General features: G+C 60.2%; 20 protein-coding genes. 12 read left to right on the top strand and 8 right to left on the bottom strand.

Going from position 1 to position 17,488, the window contains the following annotated elements; genetic code table 11:
- The first annotated feature begins 261 nt into the window (after positions 1 to 261).
- A complete protein-coding gene (locus AC3WJP_RS05730) occupies positions 262 to 1,143 on the top strand; it encodes a manganese catalase family protein (protein ID WP_493720265.1) in 882 nt (293 codons plus the stop codon).
- A gap of 321 nt (positions 1,144 to 1,464) precedes the next feature.
- On the opposite strand, the gene AC3WJP_RS05735 is transcribed toward AC3WJP_RS05730, so the two are convergent.
- A complete protein-coding gene (locus AC3WJP_RS05735; protein ID WP_493720266.1) occupies positions 1,465 to 1,761 on the bottom strand; it encodes a hypothetical protein in 297 nt (98 codons plus the stop codon).
- A 270-nt stretch (positions 1,762 to 2,031) separates the two neighbouring features.
- Here AC3WJP_RS05735 and AC3WJP_RS05740 point away from each other — a divergent pair, with 270 nt between their 5' ends.
- Complete coding sequence (locus tag AC3WJP_RS05740; protein WP_493720267.1) at positions 2,032 to 2,208, top strand: hypothetical protein; 177 nt, start codon at positions 2,032 to 2,034, stop codon at positions 2,206 to 2,208.
- Positions 2,209 to 2,338: 130 nt separating this feature from the next.
- Here AC3WJP_RS05740 and AC3WJP_RS05745 read toward each other — a convergent pair whose 3' ends face one another.
- The 3 genes from AC3WJP_RS05745 to AC3WJP_RS05755 all read right to left on the bottom strand — a co-directional run bounded on the left by AC3WJP_RS05745 (position 2,339) and on the right by AC3WJP_RS05755 (position 3,994).
- On the bottom strand, positions 2,339 to 2,800 hold the full coding sequence (locus tag AC3WJP_RS05745) for a PA2169 family four-helix-bundle protein (RefSeq protein ID WP_493720268.1): 462 nt from the start codon (positions 2,798 to 2,800) through the stop codon (positions 2,339 to 2,341).
- Between the two features lie 146 nt (positions 2,801 to 2,946).
- Positions 2,947 to 3,099, bottom strand: a complete 153-nt coding sequence (locus AC3WJP_RS05750) for a hypothetical protein (protein WP_493720269.1) — start codon at positions 3,097 to 3,099, stop codon at positions 2,947 to 2,949.
- Positions 3,100 to 3,136: 37 nt separating this feature from the next.
- Positions 3,137 to 3,994 (bottom strand): SDR family oxidoreductase, encoded by an 858-nt coding sequence (locus AC3WJP_RS05755; protein WP_493720270.1) that lies wholly within the window; start codon positions 3,992 to 3,994, stop codon positions 3,137 to 3,139.
- A gap of 208 nt (positions 3,995 to 4,202) precedes the next feature.
- Here AC3WJP_RS05755 and AC3WJP_RS05760 point away from each other — a divergent pair, with 208 nt between their 5' ends.
- Positions 4,203 to 5,342 (top strand): glutathione-independent formaldehyde dehydrogenase, encoded by a 1,140-nt coding sequence (locus tag AC3WJP_RS05760; protein WP_493720271.1) that lies wholly within the window; start codon positions 4,203 to 4,205, stop codon positions 5,340 to 5,342.
- Between the two features lie 74 nt (positions 5,343 to 5,416).
- Positions 5,417 to 6,514: an alpha/beta hydrolase gene (locus AC3WJP_RS05765; RefSeq protein ID WP_493720272.1), complete on the top strand. Its 1,098-nt coding sequence runs from the start codon at positions 5,417 to 5,419 to the stop codon at positions 6,512 to 6,514.
- A 60-nt stretch (positions 6,515 to 6,574) separates the two neighbouring features.
- On the opposite strand, the gene tspO is transcribed toward AC3WJP_RS05765, so the two are convergent.
- Entirely contained in the window at positions 6,575 to 7,015 is a 441-nt protein-coding gene (gene tspO / locus AC3WJP_RS05770) for a tryptophan-rich sensory protein TspO (protein ID WP_493720350.1), read from the bottom strand.
- 250 nt (positions 7,016 to 7,265) lie between these two features.
- Here tspO and aroD point away from each other — a divergent pair, with 250 nt between their 5' ends.
- Positions 7,266 to 8,120, top strand: a complete 855-nt coding sequence (gene aroD / locus AC3WJP_RS05775) for a type I 3-dehydroquinate dehydratase (protein ID WP_493720273.1) — start codon at positions 7,266 to 7,268, stop codon at positions 8,118 to 8,120.
- Between the two features lie 147 nt (positions 8,121 to 8,267).
- Here the strand turns inward: aroD and AC3WJP_RS05780 are convergent, their stop codons facing one another.
- On the bottom strand, positions 8,268 to 9,440 hold the full coding sequence (locus tag AC3WJP_RS05780; RefSeq protein ID WP_493720274.1) for a PAS domain-containing sensor histidine kinase: 1,173 nt from the start codon (positions 9,438 to 9,440) through the stop codon (positions 8,268 to 8,270).
- On the bottom strand, positions 9,430 to 10,245 hold the full coding sequence (locus AC3WJP_RS05785; protein ID WP_493720275.1) for an alpha/beta fold hydrolase: 816 nt from the start codon (positions 10,243 to 10,245) through the stop codon (positions 9,430 to 9,432). Before AC3WJP_RS05785 ends, AC3WJP_RS05780 begins: the two co-directional genes overlap by 11 nt.
- Positions 10,246 to 10,481: 236 nt before the next feature.
- Here AC3WJP_RS05785 and AC3WJP_RS05790 point away from each other — a divergent pair, with 236 nt between their 5' ends.
- On the top strand, positions 10,482 to 10,637 hold the full coding sequence (locus AC3WJP_RS05790; protein ID WP_493720276.1) for a hypothetical protein: 156 nt from the start codon (positions 10,482 to 10,484) through the stop codon (positions 10,635 to 10,637).
- A gap of 60 nt (positions 10,638 to 10,697) precedes the next feature.
- Here the strand turns inward: AC3WJP_RS05790 and AC3WJP_RS05795 are convergent, their stop codons facing one another.
- A complete protein-coding gene (locus AC3WJP_RS05795; RefSeq protein WP_493720277.1) occupies positions 10,698 to 11,492 on the bottom strand; it encodes an SDR family NAD(P)-dependent oxidoreductase in 795 nt (264 codons plus the stop codon).
- Between the two features lie 200 nt (positions 11,493 to 11,692).
- Here AC3WJP_RS05795 and AC3WJP_RS05800 point away from each other — a divergent pair, with 200 nt between their 5' ends.
- The 6 genes from AC3WJP_RS05800 (at position 11,693) to AC3WJP_RS05825 (ending at position 17,460) form a co-directional block, all read left to right on the top strand.
- A complete protein-coding gene (locus AC3WJP_RS05800; RefSeq protein WP_493720278.1) occupies positions 11,693 to 12,025 on the top strand; it encodes a type II toxin-antitoxin system TacA family antitoxin in 333 nt (110 codons plus the stop codon).
- Entirely contained in the window at positions 11,983 to 12,501 is a 519-nt protein-coding gene (locus AC3WJP_RS05805) for a GNAT family N-acetyltransferase (protein ID WP_493720279.1), read from the top strand. Before AC3WJP_RS05800 ends, AC3WJP_RS05805 begins: the two co-directional genes overlap by 43 nt.
- Before the next feature lie 272 nt (positions 12,502 to 12,773).
- Positions 12,774 to 13,730 (top strand): sugar ABC transporter substrate-binding protein, encoded by a 957-nt coding sequence (locus tag AC3WJP_RS05810; RefSeq protein ID WP_493720280.1) that lies wholly within the window; start codon positions 12,774 to 12,776, stop codon positions 13,728 to 13,730.
- Positions 13,731 to 13,878: 148 nt separating this feature from the next.
- The gene (locus tag AC3WJP_RS05815) at positions 13,879 to 15,432 is read left to right on the top strand and encodes a sugar ABC transporter ATP-binding protein (RefSeq protein ID WP_493720281.1); all 1,554 of its coding nucleotides are present in this window, start codon (positions 13,879 to 13,881) and stop codon (positions 15,430 to 15,432) included.
- Complete coding sequence (locus AC3WJP_RS05820; RefSeq protein ID WP_493720282.1) at positions 15,429 to 16,439, top strand: ABC transporter permease; 1,011 nt, start codon at positions 15,429 to 15,431, stop codon at positions 16,437 to 16,439. The genes AC3WJP_RS05815 and AC3WJP_RS05820 overlap by 4 nt, the downstream gene beginning before the upstream one ends.
- A gap of 1 nt (position 16,440) precedes the next feature.
- Entirely contained in the window at positions 16,441 to 17,460 is a 1,020-nt protein-coding gene (locus AC3WJP_RS05825; RefSeq protein WP_493720283.1) for a LacI family DNA-binding transcriptional regulator, read from the top strand.
- The last annotated feature ends 28 nt before the right edge of the window (positions 17,461 to 17,488 follow it).

Consider the following 17,488-nt stretch of genomic DNA (forward strand, 5'->3'; position numbering starts at 1 on the left):
ACTGGACATAAAAACAAATTATTGCGCCATTACTTGCAAGGTCCGATTTAATGGCGCACCAGATAATAAATAGTCCATAGATAGTTATTGGTTGCTCGATAGAAAAAATTGTTGAACAAACTCGCCGATACCTTTCGTCCTCTGGCTAACAATTAAATGGATCATCGCGCTTCAGCGCTAGCTCACATCTACTGACGACGCTGCCGAAGTTCTCTCGTTGAGTACAGCGTCCACTATTAGAGATAGCCTGAGGAATAAACCATGTTCTTGCACAATAAGCGTCTGCAATACACCGTACGTGTGGCCGAACCGAATCCGGGTCTCGCCAATTTGCTTCTGGAACAATTTGGTGGTGCACAGGGAGAGCTCGCGGCGGCAGGGCGGTACTTTACCCAGGCACTGGCAGAAGATGATCCGGGCCGCAAAGACCTGTTGATGGACATTGCCACCGAAGAGCTCAGCCACCTGGAGATCGTCGGATCGATCATCGTCATGCTCAACAAAGGTGCCAAAGGGCAGCTGGCGGAGGGCGTCGAAGAAGAGGGTGAACTCTATCGCGCGATCAACGGCGCCGGTAATGACTCCCACATCACCAGCTTGCTCTACGGCGCCGGAGCTCCGTTGGTGAACTCGGCAGGTGTGCCTTGGACCGCTGCCTACATCGATACCATTGGCGAACCTACAGCTGACTTCCGCTCCAACATTGCCGCTGAAGCACGGGCGAAAATCGTCTATGAGCGTTTGATGAACGTAACGGATGATCCTGGCGTGAAAGAGGCGCTGGGCTTTCTGATGACCCGTGAGATAGCGCATCAGCTGTCCTTCGAGAAGGCACTGCACGCCATTCAGCCTAACTTCCCGCAAGGCAAGCTCCCTGGCATGCCTGAGTTCACCAACAAGTACTTCAACATGTCGGGCGAGCCTAACGTGCGTGGCCCGTGGAACCAGGGCGATGAGTGGGAATATGTCGAGAGCCCGGAGCCGGCGGTCGATGGCGGTGATGGCCTTGCGTCCGTATCTCTGCCAGCGGCTGACATCGACGTGCTTGAAGCCCTGAAGACGCGCACCATGTCCGATCCAATGAGCAATCCGGTCACCGGCGCTGATCTGGGTTCTGGTTTCGTACAGGGCAAAGATGCTTGAGTAATAACTCTCCCGCCTCTGGGGACAGGGGCGTGGGCATCCAGAGGTGAACATGAACGATGTCAGATCGCTAGATTCCGAAAACTCGCGCGACCTTCCGCGTTGGATGCGGCACGCGCTATCTGCGTTCGAAGCCGACTCGACCCTGGCTTGCCGAGCCCTGCAGGTTTCGATGGCGGTAAACGTCTTTGGCGTTGGCACATTACTGCCGAACAACCTGGCGTCCGCGCGGGAAACTGTTCAAGAGCTTCGCTAATGATGAGGTTGGGCTTGCCTGCAGGAAGGTGTCTGGCGCCGTATCCCGGACACCGTTCCCGGCTTTCACGCCAGCCTTGCAGTCTTCAGCGGCTCTGAAGCCCCCGTCGCGACTGCTCTGGCCCGCTGTGTACCGGATACGATGGCTCGCGCCGTGGTCTGACCGGGCAAGTTGTCGTATATCTCTTCGGTAATGATCCGCCCGTCATCCATGTAGACGCCCAAGAACATCTGCGTTCCCCCTGTTCGAGAGATGCGGGACTGGACCTCGATTTTAGTACCTTCGTCCAGTTCTTCTTCGTATGTCTTGGTTTGCAGCTGAGCATCGCTCCAGCTCCAAAAGGTAGGGCCGCGATTTTTCATGGTTGACTCCTGGTTTGTTTTTGTAGTGGTTTCACGTCATCAAGTTAGACACGTACATTGCTCGTTCCACGCAAAAATAATTGATAAGCATCTCAGCAATGCTGGAAGAAGGGGCGGGTCAACTATTCCATATGCTGGAACTGGGCTCCGTCAGCCATACAAAAGCGGGCCATAGTTTCAGCATGCAGTTAGGTGTGGCGAGAAAAAATCGAACGTACCAGCCCACCGAGCTTCGTAGTGTGGGTAATGAATCTTATATTGGAGAACTCCATGGGCAAGCTCGATACAAGTGATGGACTGGCTGTCGTTAACGAAGTACTACCGGAAGATGACATCGGCGAGGCGCTGACGGATGACGAGCGCCTTCGGAGGGAGGATCAGTCTGAGCAGGAGGGCGGACGTGTCGAGCCTGGCCCGGCAGACGAGGCCAGATTACCGACGCCATGAAGCGCTAACGCACCGAGCATCGGATGAGGGGGGAGGGGGATAAAAAGGCGGTGGGCGGTCTGATGCGTGGCCCAGGCGGAACGTCAACCGCCTGGGCCAGAAGGATATTACGGAGCTCTATTTCTGCACGTTATTTCTGAGCTTTGGCCTGATCGCGCAGCGCTTTGATCTGGTCGTGGTTACGCAGCACACCTTCGTATTGCTTCTGAACTACGGCACGGATATCCGGAGTCAGGTCATTGTTCTCCAGCGCCTTGCTGTAACTCTTCTTGGCCACATCCTCACCACGCTCGGCTTCATTCAGCAGCGCCGCGTCATCTTTGCCTGTGATTGCCGATTTCAGATCGACCCAACGGCGGTGAAGGTCACCACTGACGCTCGTGGTGGTTTCCGGATCGCCGCCCAGGCCGCGCACCAGGCTTTGCAGCTCGGCGGCTGCACTGGCTGTATCAGCGGCGCGGCTGGTAAAGACTGAACGCAGATGTTCGTTCTTGGTGTGTTCCGCCAAATCCTTGAAGCCAGCCTCACCATCTTTCGAGGTCTCGATGAGGTCATTCAGTACCTTGATAGTCTCTTTCTGAAGGTCGGTCATTTGCATAATCTCATAGTGGACGGCCCGGCTCAGGCCCAGGAGGCAGCCATAACGTTGCGCAAAACTGCGCACGCACAGATTAGGTTGCCCGGTTCGGGCGAGGTTCCAACTTTCGCCGGTCAAGTTTGCGCAGCACATGGATCAGGTTATTTCTGATCGGAATCCTTGTTCTGCATCTGCACCGACGCTTTGCTCTTGTCGGCGTCTGCATTGTTGTTCTTGCCGCCGCTATCGAAGCAGCCGTGCAGGGCGACCATGCAAAAGGTCATGGCCAGCGAGCGAAGCAGAGTACGGGACATGATGTCCTCCTTGAGTTGTCTGAGATGATTGAATCACCTACAGCATTGGCTTGCCGCCAGTAACGCCGAAGCGAGAGCCGGAAACGTAGCTGGATTCATCGGAAGCGAGCAGGACATACAGCGGCGCCACTTCAACGGGTTGTCCTGGGCGTTTGAGTGGTGTCTGCGAGCCGAACGACTTGACGTCCTCGCTGGTCATCGTCGACACGATCAAGGGCGTCCATATCGGCCCTGGAGCCACGCTGTTGACGCGGATGTTCTTCTCGCCCAGCAACTGCGCCAGGCCGGCGGTGAAGTTGGCTATTGCCCCTTTGGTCGTGCTGTACGCCAGCAAAGAGGGCGTGGGCATATCGGAATTGACCGAGCTGGTGTTGATGATTGAGCTCCCCGGGGCCATGTGCGGAACGGCGGCCTGGCAGATCCGGAACATCGCGGTGATATTGACGTTGACCGTGCGCAGCCATTCGTCGTCCGGGATCTCATCCAGCGAACTGTGGGTGGCCTGGAATGCTGCATTGTTGACCAGCACGTCGATCCGGCCAAACTCGGCGACGGTTTTCTCGACGATATTCAGACAGTGACTGCGCTCGGCCAGATCGCCAGGCAAGAGCAGGCAGTTGCGCCCGGCAGCCGTCACCCAGTTGGCGGTCTCCTTGGCATCCTCGTGTTCGTCCAGGTAGGCAATCGCGACATCGGCACCCTCGCGCGCGAAGGCAATGGCCACCGCGCGACCAATGCCGCTGTCACCGCCGGTTATCAATACCCGCTTTCCCGCCAGGCGCCCGTTGCCCACATAACTTTGCTCTCCGCAGTCAGGCACCGGCTGCATCTTCTGTTGGCTGCCTGGGACGTTTTGCGGTTGGTCGGCGAACGGGGGCGTCGGATAACTTTTCATGATCGTGCTCCGGTAAATTCGAGGGACATGATTTTCCGACTGGGTGCGCGCTTTGCCGGTTCAAGTTATTTGCGTGCACTGTCAGCGGGGCAGCGCCCTGAAAGTGCCGCTCGTCCGCACATGTCAAATTCCTTGAACGTCTGCGGCTCGTCCTTGGACAGATAGTGGTGACCTGGCGAAACATTCTACGTAAATCCTGGAGAGCGAAATGAAAGCAATCGTCTACAACGGCCCTCGCGACGTGAGCATTCAAAATGTCCCTGATGCCAAGATCGAAAAGCCGACTGATGCGTTGGTTCGCGTTACTACGACCAATATTTGCGGCTCGGATTTGCACATGTACGAAGGCCGCACCTCGTTTGAAACCGGGCGCGTGTTCGGTCACGAGAACCTCGGGGAAGTGATCGAAGTAGGCGCCGGAGTCGATCGCGTGAAAGTCGGCGACCGCGTCTGCCTGCCGTTCAACATTGGCTGCGGTTTTTGCGAGAACTGTGAAAAGGGCTTGACCGGTTTCTGCCTGACCGCCAATCCGGGCAGCGCGGGCGCCGCCTATGGCTTCGCTGAAATGGGGCCCTACCAGGGTGGCCAGGCCGAGTTGCTTCGCGTGCCCTACGCAGACTTCAACTGCCTGGTACTACCCGAGGATGCGCAGGAGAAGGAAGACGACTACGTCATGCTGTCCGACATCTTCCCCACCGGCTGGCATGCCACTGAGTTGGCGGGGCTGTTGCCCGGTGAAAGCATTGCCATCTATGGCGCCGGCCCGGTCGGCCTGATGGCTGCTCACTCGGCAATGATCAAGGGTGCCTCTCAAGTCTTCGTGGTGGACAACCACCCCGACCGTCTGGCGCTGGCGGCCAAGTTGGGGGCAACGCCGATCAACTCGTTCCAGCAGGAGGCGGTCGATCAGATTTTGAATTTGACCCACGGCAGGGGCACCGACCGCGGCTGTGAATGCGTGGGCTATCAATGCTGCGATAACCACGGGCATGAGGCTAACCACCTGACCATGAACAACCTCGTCGCCTCGACCAAAGCCACAGGCGGAATCGGTGCGGTAGGGGTGTTCGTGCCCCAGGATCCGGGCGCCAAGAACGAACTGGCGAAGGAGGGCAAGATGGCTTTCGACTTCGGCGCGTTCTGGTTCAAGGGGCAGCAGTTGCGTACGGGGCAGGCCAATGTCAAAGCCTATAACCGCCGCCTTGCCGAGCTGATCCATCATGGCCGAGCTTCGCCATCGCAAATCATTTCCCATCGCTTGAGCCTTTCCCAAGGGCCGGACGCGTACAAGCATTTCGATGCGCGTGATGATGGCTGGACCAAGGTTGTGCTCAAGCCTGCCGCTTGAGTGCGTCAGAGTGAGCCGACCAGAGATGGCGGCTCTTGAAGCGTGATTTTCAAGACCCTTCTGCGGAGTTATCCATGCTCAAAAACAATCATAAATGGCTGCTACTTGCATCAGTGATCGGTGCAGCGACCCTGCTGGCCGGATGCGCCAGAGATCCAGAAAAACACTCGGTATCCGAGCTGGCCGTCAGCGGCACCAAAAGCATGCTGCGCACCGATTCAGACATGCAGACCGTGCTGAACAAGTTCGCCAGTTTCGATGCCAAGGCCGTCGAAAAGACCACCCCTGCCCAAGCTCGCCTGCAACCGACGATGGCCGATGCAGTGAAGGGTGTTCTTGTCGATGACAAGCGTGATGCTTCGCCCACGGCCTTGGTGCCGGGCGTAACGAGTCGGGACATCACAGTGCCGGGCGCGGGCGGTCCGATGCCTGCTACCGTATATACCCCACAAGGCACAGGCCCATTTGCGGTGGTGCTGTACTTCCATGGCGGCGGATGGGTATTTGCCGACCGCAAGGTCTACGACGGCGGGGCAAGGGGGCTGTCCAAACAAGCCAATGCCATCGTCGTTTCAGTCGACTATCGGCTTGCACCGGAAAACAAGTTTCCGGCCGCGCATGACGATGCCTTGGCTGCGTACCGATGGTTGACCACCAACGCCGGTTCGCTCAACGGGGACCCGAAACGCCTGGCGCTGGCAGGCGAAAGCGCAGGCGGCAATCTGGCGGTGGCTACCGCAATTGCGGCGCACAAGGCGGGGCTCGCAGCGCCCAGACACGTGCTGGCCGTGTATCCGGTCGCGCAATCAGCCACCGATACCGAGTCCTACCTGAAGTACGCCGACGCCATGCCGCTCAATCGCCCGATGATGTTGTGGTTTATCGCTCATGTGACCAAGAGCCCGGCTGATGCCAAGGATCCGCGGATAGATCTGGTGCATGCCGACTTGAAAGGGCTGCCACCCGTCACGGTGATCAACGCCGAAATCGATCCGCTGCGCGATGATGGTGCCCAATTGGAAACCGCACTGCGAAACGCTGGGGTGCCCGTGGAACGCAAGGTCTACTCAGGTGTTACCCACGAGTTCTTCGGTACCGCCGCCGTGGTTCAAAAGGCCAAGGATGCTCAGGCTTACGCGGGGGCGCGCCTTCGCGCGGATCTGTCCAAGTAGCCTTTAGCCGAAAATTGGGACGAACAGCGGGGCACCGCAACAGCAAGCAGTGGTGCCCCCTCATCGATTCAGGCGCAGGATGGAAAAATTCAGCGCGGCGGCCACGGTCAACCAGGCGAGGTAAGGAAACAGGATCAAGCCGGTGATCACATCGAGGCGCAACGCCAGGAACACCATGACGGCAACGACCAGCCAGAGCATGAGGATAATCACCATGCCGGCGACGGTGTGGTGCGCGCCGAAGAAGACCGGGGTCCATAGTGTGTTGAGGGCGATTTGTGCAGACCACAACGCCAGCGCTACCTGACTGTCAGGCAAGAGGGTAAGGCGATATCCCACCCAGGCCAGCAACAGGTAGATGACTGTCCAGGCCACTGGAAATGCCCAATTGGGCGGGGTGAACTTCGGTTTTTGCAGGGCCTCGTACCAGGCTCCCGGCTTGAAAATGATGCCGGTGGTCGCGGCGGCGCAGCAGGCAATGAGATAGATGTAGAAGGTCATCGGTCGTCCTTTTTTCGGTGCAATCGGATTCTGGCGCATGGGCGTTCTGTTCACCTGCCGGGTCAACATGACGCGTATCTTCAGAGCGGTGGCAATCCCGTTAGTTTGAAAAAATTTCCATTACGCAGCGTGGTTCTGCTGAGCTGATTCTCGTCCTGCAATCGCCCCTCAGCATGACTGCTCACCAGTAGAGGCCGCTGATTTTTGTGAACTCTCCCTGAGCAGGGTTTTCCACAAACCATAGGTGAATTTGGAGAGCCATGACATGCAGCATCGAGAGTATCCGGCAAAAGCCAGTGGGCCAGAGGCGCCCGCAGGTGACGCAGATCGAGTGATAAGTGTCCTGCGGATCAAGGGCCTGGAGATTGGCAGCGGTGCCCCCAAGGTGGTGGCATCCATCACTGGCAAGGCGGCATTGGAAGTAGTCGAGCAAGCCGAAGAGATATATGCCTCGGCAGACGTCGATATCGCCGAGTTGCGCCTGGATCATCTGAGTACCTGCATCGATACCGCCGAGATGGTCGCGCTGGTCAAGACCGCCTCGGAGGCGCTCGCTGGGAAGCCACTGCTGGTGACCTTTCGCAGCAAGGCCGAAGGCGGCGAACGCGACCTGTGCGACGCTGATTACTTCGCGCTGTATCACGCGATCATGCAAGCAGTGCCGATCGATCTGCTGGACATCGAAATGATGAAGCCGCAGCAGCGGGTCACCGAAGCTATCGGCATGGCGCGGCAAAAGGGCATTGCCGTGATCCTTTCCAACCACGAGTTCGAGTCGACACCGAGCCGTAAGGTCATCGTGGGCCGGCTATTGCGCCAGCAGACATTGGGAGCGGATATTCTCAAGATCGCGACCATGCCCCGGTCACCTGAGGATGTCATGACGCTGATGTCCGCCAGCGTGGAGATGAAAACACGCTACGCGCGACAGCCTCTGCTGACCATGGCTATGGGAGCGCTCGGTATTACCACGCGGCTCGCGGGAGAACTGACTGGCTCGGCGCTGACCTATGCAAGTATCGGCGCTGCATCGGCTCCCGGGCAGCTTGTGGCCAGGTCGGTGAAAACCGTGCTGGGTATCATCGATCAGGGCACGCGAAGCTAGACGAGGCGCCGCGCAGGGCGCCGCCACGGCTTGCTCCAACAAGGGTCAGCGGGGCAGGGGTGATCTGGCTGATCGCGAGATTGTGCATGAGCATTCCTGTCTTCTATCAGGGTCAAGCGTTTAGTCGCCGCCGCAGATCGCCTTTGTTCAGGACAGGGGAATACGGACACGGAACGTGGTGCCGTCAGTAACGCTGGAGCTGACAGAAACATCACCGCCGTGGGCCAAGGCAATTGCCTTCACGATGAACAGGCCCAATCCCACGCTCTTGACGTCATGGGGCGCATCGATGCCACGCGCCATCGGCTCGAACAGTGAGGCGGCCTGCGAGTCCGCAATGGGCGCGCCATGATTGTGTACGGCAATCGTCAGGCAAGTGGGTTCTATGTTCGAGGACACGGTGATTGCCTGAAGCGAATCACCATAAGTCACGCTATTGGCCACCAGGTTGCCGATGACTTGCTGAATGCGGTCGGCATCGAGATTGACGGTCCCGCACTCGCCGAAACACTGGTGCAATAACGTCACATCCGGGAATGCTACGCGTAGTTCCTCGACACTGAGGTGAACGAGGGTATGCGGATCGACCATTGAAGGTGAGATCGCGATACCTCGTCCTTCGCGAGCCAGCGCAAAATCCAGGAGATCGGCGATCATGCGCTGAGCGCGCTCCGCTGATTGGGTGATGTGGCCAAGCAGCAAGCGCTCCTTGGCGGTACGCTCGCCCTTGGCGAGCATGCCTGTAGCCATGATCGTGGCGGTCAGCGGATTTTTCAGATCATGGCTGACTATAGTGACCATCTGCTCGGCGAATTCCGCTCTGAGCTTGGCCTTCTCGTAGGCTTTTTCCAGTTCCGCTTGCGCGTGTTGGAGGGCGATTTCAGCAGCATTCTTTTCCTTCAGCAGGCCCTCCGCGAGCTTTCGGGCATTGAGCAATTCGCGCTCGTATTTATCTCGGTCGGTGGTGCCGAATAGCGCGAGCTCATAGTGCACGCCACCTCTGTACTCGCGCCGAACCCCATTGAGCAGCATGGTGATGGTGCTTCGGTCACGGTGTATCACTTCGAGTTTCACCTCGCCCACCGAACCCTGCATCCGCATCAGCGGGGCCCAGTGCGTCTGGTGGAAAATACGCCCGCCCATCGTCAGCAGATCCTGGAATCTGCGACCCTTGAGCTCGACCTGACTCAATCCGATCCAAGTACTGAACGTGCGGTTGGACGTCAGTATGGTGCCGTCTTCCGTCGTCACGATCAGCCCACAGGGCGCCTCTTCAAAGAACGGGTGCGGCGAAGACAATAACGGGTCGTCAGCGTCCATGGCCGGTTGTCCAGGGCGCCAGGAAGGTGTCCATCGCCTCGGCGCAAGCGCTGGGCGCGCTCATGTGCGGGCAGTGGCCGATGTTGTCGACAAGGCATAAGGTGCTATTGGGCAAGGTGTGGTGCAGATACTCACCGACAGCAATCGGCGCGATCAGGTCATCGCTCGACTGCAGGATCAGGGTAGGGGTGGTGACCCCCTTGATGTCCGCTCGGTTGTCAGACAGAAAGGTCACGCGTGCAAATTGCTTGGCTATCTCCGGCTCCGTACGACAAAAACTGTTGGTGAGTTCTTCCCCGAGTTCCGGCTGGCCAGGGGCGCCCATGATCACCGGGGCCATGGTGCTGGACCAGCCGAGGTAGTTGCTGTCCAGGGTGTCCAGCAACGAGTGGATATCTTCGAGCTTGAAGCCGCCTACATAGTCTTCGGAATCGACGTAGCACGGCGACGGGCCGATCATGACGTGACCGACGATGCGCCCCGGAACATATCGCTCGGCCAGGACACCGATCATGGCGCTGACCGAGTGCCCGACGATAATGACCGGGCCGCGGGCGTACTCTTCGATAATCTCGGCCAGGTCCTGCGCATAGCCATGCAGCGTGCTGTATTTATCAGGCACATAGGCAGCGAGGTCGGATGAGCCGGCGCCTACCAGGTCGTACCTGACTACGGTGAATTGGCGGGTGAAGTTCGGGAAGAGGTATTTCCACATGGACTGATCGCAGCCGAAGCCATGGGAGAAAATCAGCGTCGTTGCACCATTGCCGACCACGTTCACGTTATTACGATGCTGCAGGCTCATGCGCGGATTCCTGATTGACCAGTGACACGGTCGGGGAAAGTGGTGGCAGTTTGCGCTCGCGCTGCGCACTGGGCAAGGCCACTATTGCTCGGGTGTTGACGAAGCGATCCTGTAGTGGGCCCTGTGCGAGAGAGCTGCACCCGCACGTCATGCTTCATGTGACGGAAGATCACGCCGTGCAGGCTATGGCGTATGATTGCGGCCAACTTTATGACGTGTAGATGCCGGGAGGCGTTGTGACAACTTTGGCTGAGTGGTTCCCCTTTATAGACCAGATGTCCCCGAGCATGAAGGGCCTGTGCAGTGTGGTCTTCGCCACCGTCGTGGCGCTGACGGTGGTGATCTCTGTGGTACGGCATGGCAGCAAGGGTGCCGGTCAGGACGCCGAGTGATATGCCATCGGGTATGGGCGCGATGAAGCGGCGGGGCGGCCGAGCCGCCGCCCCGGCACATCAGACGATGTCGTCGACCACGCCGCCGTCGACCCGCAGCGAAGCGCCGGTGGTAGCGCTGGCCTGCGGCGAGCAGATGTAGACGACCATGTTGGCCACCTCTTCGGTGGATGCGGCGCGCTGGATGATCGAGCTCGGCCGGTGCGCCATGACGAAGTCCGCGGCTACGGTCTCCAGGGATTTACCGCTACGTTGCACTTCAGCTTGCAGCATATCGGCCAGGCCGTCGGACAGGGTCGGGCCCGGCAGCACGCTGTTGACGGTCACGCCGCTGCCGGCAACGCGCTTGGCCAACCCGCGGGCCAGCCCCAGCTGGGCAGTCTTGGACACGCCATAGTGGATCATGTCGGCGGGGATATTGCGGGCCGACTCCGAGGCGATGAACACCACTCGCCCCCAGCCCTTGGCGACCATGGCCGGCAGCAGCGCACGGCTCAGGCGTACCCCGGACATGACGTTGGTGTGCCAATAAGCGTCCCAGACGTCGTCATCGGTTTCAAAAAAATCCTGCAGGCCGTAGATGCCGGCGTTGTTGACCAGCACGTCGATCGCCCCTGCACCCTTGACCAACGCGGCAACGCCTTGCGCGTCGCCCAGGTCCGCCGCCACGCCGGAGATCGCGGCGCTCGGCACTTCAGCCTGCAGGCGGGCGATTGCCTGGTTCACGGAATTGTCGCTGCGGCCATTGAGGACGACCGTAGCACCGGCCTCAGCCAAGCCCTTGGCGATCGAATAGCCGATGCCGCCGCTGGAAGCGGTGACCAGTGCGCGTTTACCGCTCAAATCGATTTTCATGGCAGTTCCTCGTGAGTCTGTGTGGATGTTCGAGCCCTGTGGAGGCTAGCCGTTCCCTGCAGATCAAGAGGCTCGGCGAGTAACTTCTGGTAGCTACTCAGTAGTTCCGTATCGGTTGACGGACAGGGATCAGACTGGAATATGTGTAGCTATTGTGTATTCGTGTTGACGATTGCTACACGGATGTATAGGGTGTGGCGGTGGCTGCAGAAGCCACCAACGGGACTTATGTGATGAATACAGATACCTCGGATACAGATAGCAATCGTGACAAGCCTGCGTCGATCAATATGCGCGTGGATCCCAAGAAGCGGAATTTGATAGACATGGCCGCCGCTATGCTGGGTAGCGACAGGACCAGCTTTATCTTGGACGCAGCCTGCCAGAAGGCTGAAGACGTGTTGCTGGATAAGCGGTTTTTCATGCTGGATGACGAAGCATTCGACTCATTCGAAAGGGCTTTGGAAACTCACCCGATCGGAGACAACGAGTGCCTCGAGAAGCTATTGGCAAGACCGAAAATCTGGAGCTGAGCGCTCCAGCACGGTTCAGCGATGATCATGATTTCAGCGCTTTCGACTGCGGCGAAAGGTCGATCAACGAGTACGTGAAGCGGGCCCGCAAAGCTCAGCAGGCCAAGGACGCCGTGGTCTATGTTGTGACCCTCAAGAGCACCTCTCGGGTGGTGGCGTTTTATACCCTCACCAATGCCTCAGTCGTTCGGGCGCAGGCGCCTAAAGCGATGCAGCGCAACGCGCCAGCTCAATATCCTGTCACTATTCTGGGACGCTTGGGAGTGGACAAGTCCATTCAAGGACGGGGAGTGGCGAAGGCGCTCTTGCAGGATGCGATCGAGCGTTCCCTGCAGGCTGCGCAGATCGTCGGCTCACGTGCAATGCTTGTCCATGCGCTGGACCCCAGATTGGCCATGTTTTATCAGCGTACCGCAGGGTTTGTTCCGTCACCGGTATCGCCGATGACTCTGATGCTGCCATTGAAGCGCATTTGATCTCGATCAGCCGGTATCCGCGCGCAGCGCCCTCGCGAGACCGACCCTCTGGATTGAAGACATCCCGGTAAACTCTTGACCGGCATCGCCTAGATGCCTCTCTAACCAGTACCGGCAAAGTAAATTCCGTAAAAATCCCGCAAACCACTCGTCCATCTGCCATTTGACAAAATCCCGTCCCCTGCGCATATTTCCCCCACGCAAACGTTTGCGACGTCCCTGATCGCTGCGTTCGCCCAATAAAAACAATCATATCGCCGGAGTCGCCCCCCATGAAGCTGCCCTTCGCTGCACGCCTGCTCGCCGTCGCCATGCTCACCGCCACGGCCCTCGTCCTGCCGCTCTCATCCGCTCAAGCCGCCGATGCCCACAAGCCCACTGTCGCCCTGGTGATGAAGTCCCTGGCCAACGAATTCTTTCTGACCATGGAAGATGGCGCCAAGGTCTACCAGAAAGACCATTCCGCCGATTTCGACCTGATCTCCAACGGCATCAAGAACGAATCGGACACCGCTGCGCAGATCGATATCGTCAACCAGATGATCGTCAAGAAGGTCGATGCGCTGGTCATCGCGCCGGCCGATTCCAAGGCCTTGGCGGCAGTGTTGAAGAAGGCCATGGATGCCGGCATCAAGGTGGTCAACATCGATAACCAGCTCGATGTCGATGTGCTCAAGAGCAAGGGCATGGAGGTGCCGTTCGTAGGCCCCAACAACCGCAAGGGTGCCAAGTTGGTGGGCGATTACCTGGCCAAGCAGTTGAGCGCCGGCGACCAGGTCGGGATCATCGAAGGGGTGCCGACCACTACCAACGCTCAGCAGCGCACTGCCGGTTTCAAGGACGCGATGGATGGCGCGCAGATGAAGATCGTTTCGACACAATCGGGTAACTGGGAAATCGACAAGGGCAATGCGGTCGCCGCGGCCATGCTCAACGAATACCCGAACTTGAAGGCCTTGCTGGCCGGTAACGACAGCATGGCGCTGGGTGCGGTGTCGGCTGTGCGGGCGGCAGGCAAGGCCGGCAAGGTGCAGGTGGTCGGCTATGACAACATCAACGCCATCAAGCCGATGCTCAAGGACGGCCGCGTGCTGGCGACGGCGGATCAGTTCGCGGCCAAGCAGGCGGTGTTCGGTATCGATACGGCGCTGAAGATGGTCAAGGGCGAGCCGCTGGATATCAAGGACGGGGTGATCGAGACGCCGGTGGAGTTGGTGACCAAGCCCTGATTCTGCCTTCCCGCACTGTAGCGAGGGGGCTTGCCCCCGATTCGATGTATCGATACCTGCCATTGACTGCTCTGGCGCCATCGGGGGCAAGCCCCCTCGCTACAGACTCATCCATTACTGCGCCGGCTGTTCGGCGCGGGGGAGCCTCATGTCTGCATCCGCTCAAGCCGCTGTGCTGTCCGTCAGCGGCATCGGCAAGACCTACGCCCAGCCGGTGCTCGGTGACATCGACCTGACGCTGATGCGCGGCGAAGTCCTGGCCCTGACCGGTGAAAACGGCGCGGGCAAAAGTACCTTGTCGAAGATCATCGGCGGCCTGGTCACGCCCACCACGGGCGCCATGACCTTCCAGGGCCAGGCCTACCAACCCGCCAGCCGCGCCCAGGCTGAAAAGCTTGGCGTGCGCATGGTCATGCAAGAGCTCAATCTGCTGCCGACCCTGTCGGTGGCCGAGAACCTGTTTCTCGACAACCTGCCCAGCCGCGCCGGCTGGATCGACCGCAAGCGCCTGCGCGCCGATGCGATCAAGGCCATGGCCCAGGTCGGCCTGGACGCCATCGACCCCGACACGCTGATCAGCGAGCTGGGCATCGGCCACCAGCAGATGGTCGAGATCGCCCGCAACCTGATCGGCGACTGCCACGTGCTGATCCTCGACGAGCCCACGGCCATGCTCACCGCCCGCGAGGTGGAGATGCTCTTCGAGCAGATCACCCGCTTGCAGGCCCGTGGCGTATCGATCGTCTACATCTCCCATCGCCTCGAAGAACTCGCCCGGGTCGCGCAGCGCATCGCCGTGCTGCGTGACGGCAAGCTGGTGTGCGTCGATGCCATGGACAACTACAACAGCGAGCAACTGGTGACCTTGATGGTCGGTCGTGAGCTGGGCGAGCAGATCGACCTCGGCCCGCGGCGCATCGGTGACGTGGCGTTGGCAGTAAAGGGGCTGACGCGCTCGGACAAGGTCCGCGACGTGTCCTTCGAGGTGCGTGCCGGCGAGATCTTCGGCATCAGCGGCCTGATCGGCGCCGGGCGTACCGAGCTGCTGCGCTTGATCTATGGCGCGGACACCGCGGACAGCGGCAGCATCGCCGTCGGCAGCCCGCTGCAGGTCGTCAGCGTGCGCACGCCGGTAGACGCCGTCGGCCATGGCATCGCCCTGATCACCGAGGATCGCAAAGGCGAAGGGCTGCTGCTGTCGCAATCCATCAGCGCCAATATCGCCTTGGGCAATATGGCGGCGATCTCCCGCAGCGGCGTGGTCGATGGCCGCGCCGAGATGGGCCTGGCCCGGCGTCAGGTGGAGGCCATGCGCATCCGCAGTTCCAGCCCCACGCAGTTGGTCTCGGAGCTGTCCGGCGGCAATCAGCAGAAGGTGGTGATCGGCCGCTGGCTGGAGCGCGACTGCCCGGTGATGCTGTTCGACGAGCCCACGCGCGGCATCGATGTCGGCGCCAAATTCGACATCTACACCTTGCTCGGCGAGCTGACGCGCCAGGGCCGCGCGCTGGTGGTGGTGTCCAGCGACCTGCGCGAACTGATGCTGATCTGCGACCGCATCGGCGTGCTTTCGGCCGGGCGCTTGATCGATACCTTCGAGCGGGACAGCTGGACCCAGGACCAATTGCTCGCCGCCGCCTTTGCCGGCTACCAGAAACGTGATGCGCTGCTGTCCGACGCGGCGCCCAGGATCGACCTATGAAAATTACCCTCTCCAAAGGCGCTGCCCCATCTGCCGCGCTGCCATCCCCCGGCAAGCGCAGCGGCAACTACTTCGGCCTCGGCACCTACCTCGGCCTGGCCGGCGCCTTGCTGGCGATGATCGTGCTGTTCTCGCTGCTCAGCGATCATTTTCTCTCGTATGAGACCTTCAGCACCCTGGCCAACCAGATCCCCGACCTGATGGTGCTGGCGGTGGGCATGACCTTCATCCTCATCATCGGCGGCATCGATCTGTCGGTCGGCTCGGTGCTGGCGCTGGCGGCCTCGGCGGTGAGCGTGGCGATGCTCGGCTGGGGCTGGGGTGTACTGCCCGCGGCGCTGCTGGGCATGGCCTGCGCCACGGTGGCCGGGACCATTACCGGGTCGATCACGGTGGCCTGGCGCATACCCTCGTTCATCGTCTCCCTGGGGGTGCTGGAAATGGCCCGCGGCGCGGCCTATCAACTGACGGATTCGCGCACGGCCTATATCGGTGATTCCTATGCCTGGCTGTCGAACCCGTTCGCCTTCGGCATTTCGCCGTCGTTCGTCATCGCCTTGGTGGTGATCTTCGTCGCCCAGGCGGTGCTGACGCGCACCGTGTTCGGCCGCTACCTGATCGGCATCGGCACCAACGAGGAAGCCGTGCGCCTGGCCGGCATCAATCCCAAACCCTACAAGATTCTGGTGTTCTCGCTGATGGGCTTGCTGGCGGGCGTCGCGGCGCTGTTCCAGATTTCGCGCCTGGAAGCGGCCGACCCCAATGCCGGTTCGGGCCTGGAGTTGCAGGTCATCGCCGCAGTGGTGATCGGTGGCACCAGCTTGATGGGCGGTCGCGGTTCGGTGATCAGCACCTTTTTCGGCGTGCTGATCATCTCGGTGCTGGCAGCGGGGCTGGCGCAGATCGGCGCCACCGAGCCGACCAAGCGCATCATCACCGGCCTGGTGATCGTGGTCGCGGTGGTGCTCGACACCTACCGCAGCCACCGCGCCAAGCGACGCGGCTGACATGGCGACCATCAAGGATGTGGCCGCGCTGGCAGGGATTTCCTACACCACGGTGTCCCATGTGGTGAACCGTTCGCGGCCGGTGAGCGACGAGGCACGGCGCAAGGTCGAGGCCGCTATCGTCGAGCTCGGCTACGTGCCAAGCGCCGTGGCGCGCTCGCTCAAGGCCCAGGCCACCTCGACCATCGGGCTGTTGATCCCCAACGGCATCAACCCCTATTTCGCCGAGCTGGCCCGGGGCATCGAGGACTACTGCGAGCGCAACGGCTTTTGCGTGATCCTGTGCAATTCCGATGACGATCCGCACAAACAGCGCAATTACCTGCGGGTGCTGCAGGAAAAGCGCGTCGACGGTTTGATCGTGTCTTCAGTAGGCGGCGACGATGGCCTGGTGCAGGCCCTCGCGGCCGTGCGCACGCCGATGGTGATCGTCGACCGCGACCTCGAAAACCTGCCTGCGGATTTGATCCGCATCGATCACGAACAGGGCGCCTATCTGGCGACCGCGCACCTGCTCGAACTTGGCCATCGCCACATCGCCTGCATCTGCGGGCCCACCGCAACCAGCGTGGCGCGCATGCGCCTGGCCGGCTATCGGCGGGCCATGGCGGCGGCGAATATAGAGGTGCCGGCCGGCTGGATCAAGGAGAGCGATTTCACCAGCCCCAGCGGTTACGCGGCGGCGGTGGCGTTGCTCGAAGAAGGGCGGCCGAGCGCGATTTTCGCTGCCAACGACATGGTCGGCTTTGGTGTGCTGCGGGCGGCGGCCGAGCGTAATATCCGCGTGCCCGGCGAGTTGTCGGTGATCGGTTTCGATGATATTCAGATGAGCCGGTACGTGTACCCGGCGCTGACCACGGTGGGGCAGTCGATTCTCCAGCTGGGCGAGCGCGCTGCGCAGGTGTTGCTGCGGCGCATTGCAGCACCGGACACGCCGGTGGAGCAATGGGTGGTGGCGCCGAGTATGGTGCTGCGTGAATCCACGGCGGCGCCGAGCCGCGCTTTCGATCAATTTCGCTGATTGTTTTTTCAAGTGCACGGCGGCTAGA

Source organism: Pseudomonas sp. GW821-FHT01A09, assembly GCF_058986725.1.

What these genes read in the sequence shown, in the direction of transcription:
- AC3WJP_RS05785 (WP_493720275.1), bottom strand. Translation starts at nt 10,245, where the DNA reads ATGAGCCTGCAGCATCGTAATAACGTGAACGTGGTCGGCAATGGTGCA.
- AC3WJP_RS05755 (WP_493720270.1), bottom strand. Translation starts at nt 3,994, where the DNA reads ATGAAAAGTTATCCGACGCCCCCGTTCGCCGACCAACCGCAAAACGTC.
- AC3WJP_RS05735 (WP_493720266.1), bottom strand. Translation starts at nt 1,761, where the DNA reads ATGAAAAATCGCGGCCCTACCTTTTGGAGCTGGAGCGATGCTCAGCTG.
- AC3WJP_RS05815 (WP_493720281.1), top strand. Translation starts at nt 13,879, where the DNA reads ATGTCTGCATCCGCTCAAGCCGCTGTGCTGTCCGTCAGCGGCATCGGC.
- AC3WJP_RS05780 (WP_493720274.1), bottom strand. Translation starts at nt 9,440, where the DNA reads ATGGACGCTGACGACCCGTTATTGTCTTCGCCGCACCCGTTCTTTGAA.
- tspO (WP_493720350.1), bottom strand. Translation starts at nt 7,015, where the DNA reads ATGACCTTCTACATCTATCTCATTGCCTGCTGCGCCGCCGCGACCACC.
- AC3WJP_RS05795 (WP_493720277.1), bottom strand. Translation starts at nt 11,492, where the DNA reads ATGAAAATCGATTTGAGCGGTAAACGCGCACTGGTCACCGCTTCCAGC.
- AC3WJP_RS05740 (WP_493720267.1), top strand. Translation starts at nt 2,032, where the DNA reads ATGGGCAAGCTCGATACAAGTGATGGACTGGCTGTCGTTAACGAAGTA.
- AC3WJP_RS05825 (WP_493720283.1), top strand. Translation starts at nt 16,441, where the DNA reads ATGGCGACCATCAAGGATGTGGCCGCGCTGGCAGGGATTTCCTACACC.
- AC3WJP_RS05820 (WP_493720282.1), top strand. Translation starts at nt 15,429, where the DNA reads ATGAAAATTACCCTCTCCAAAGGCGCTGCCCCATCTGCCGCGCTGCCA.
- AC3WJP_RS05760 (WP_493720271.1), top strand. Translation starts at nt 4,203, where the DNA reads ATGAAAGCAATCGTCTACAACGGCCCTCGCGACGTGAGCATTCAAAAT.
- AC3WJP_RS05765 (WP_493720272.1), top strand. Translation starts at nt 5,417, where the DNA reads ATGCTCAAAAACAATCATAAATGGCTGCTACTTGCATCAGTGATCGGT.
- AC3WJP_RS05730 (WP_493720265.1), top strand. Translation starts at nt 262, where the DNA reads ATGTTCTTGCACAATAAGCGTCTGCAATACACCGTACGTGTGGCCGAA.
- AC3WJP_RS05745 (WP_493720268.1), bottom strand. Translation starts at nt 2,800, where the DNA reads ATGACCGACCTTCAGAAAGAGACTATCAAGGTACTGAATGACCTCATC.
- AC3WJP_RS05810 (WP_493720280.1), top strand. Translation starts at nt 12,774, where the DNA reads ATGAAGCTGCCCTTCGCTGCACGCCTGCTCGCCGTCGCCATGCTCACC.
- AC3WJP_RS05750 (WP_493720269.1), bottom strand. Translation starts at nt 3,099, where the DNA reads ATGTCCCGTACTCTGCTTCGCTCGCTGGCCATGACCTTTTGCATGGTC.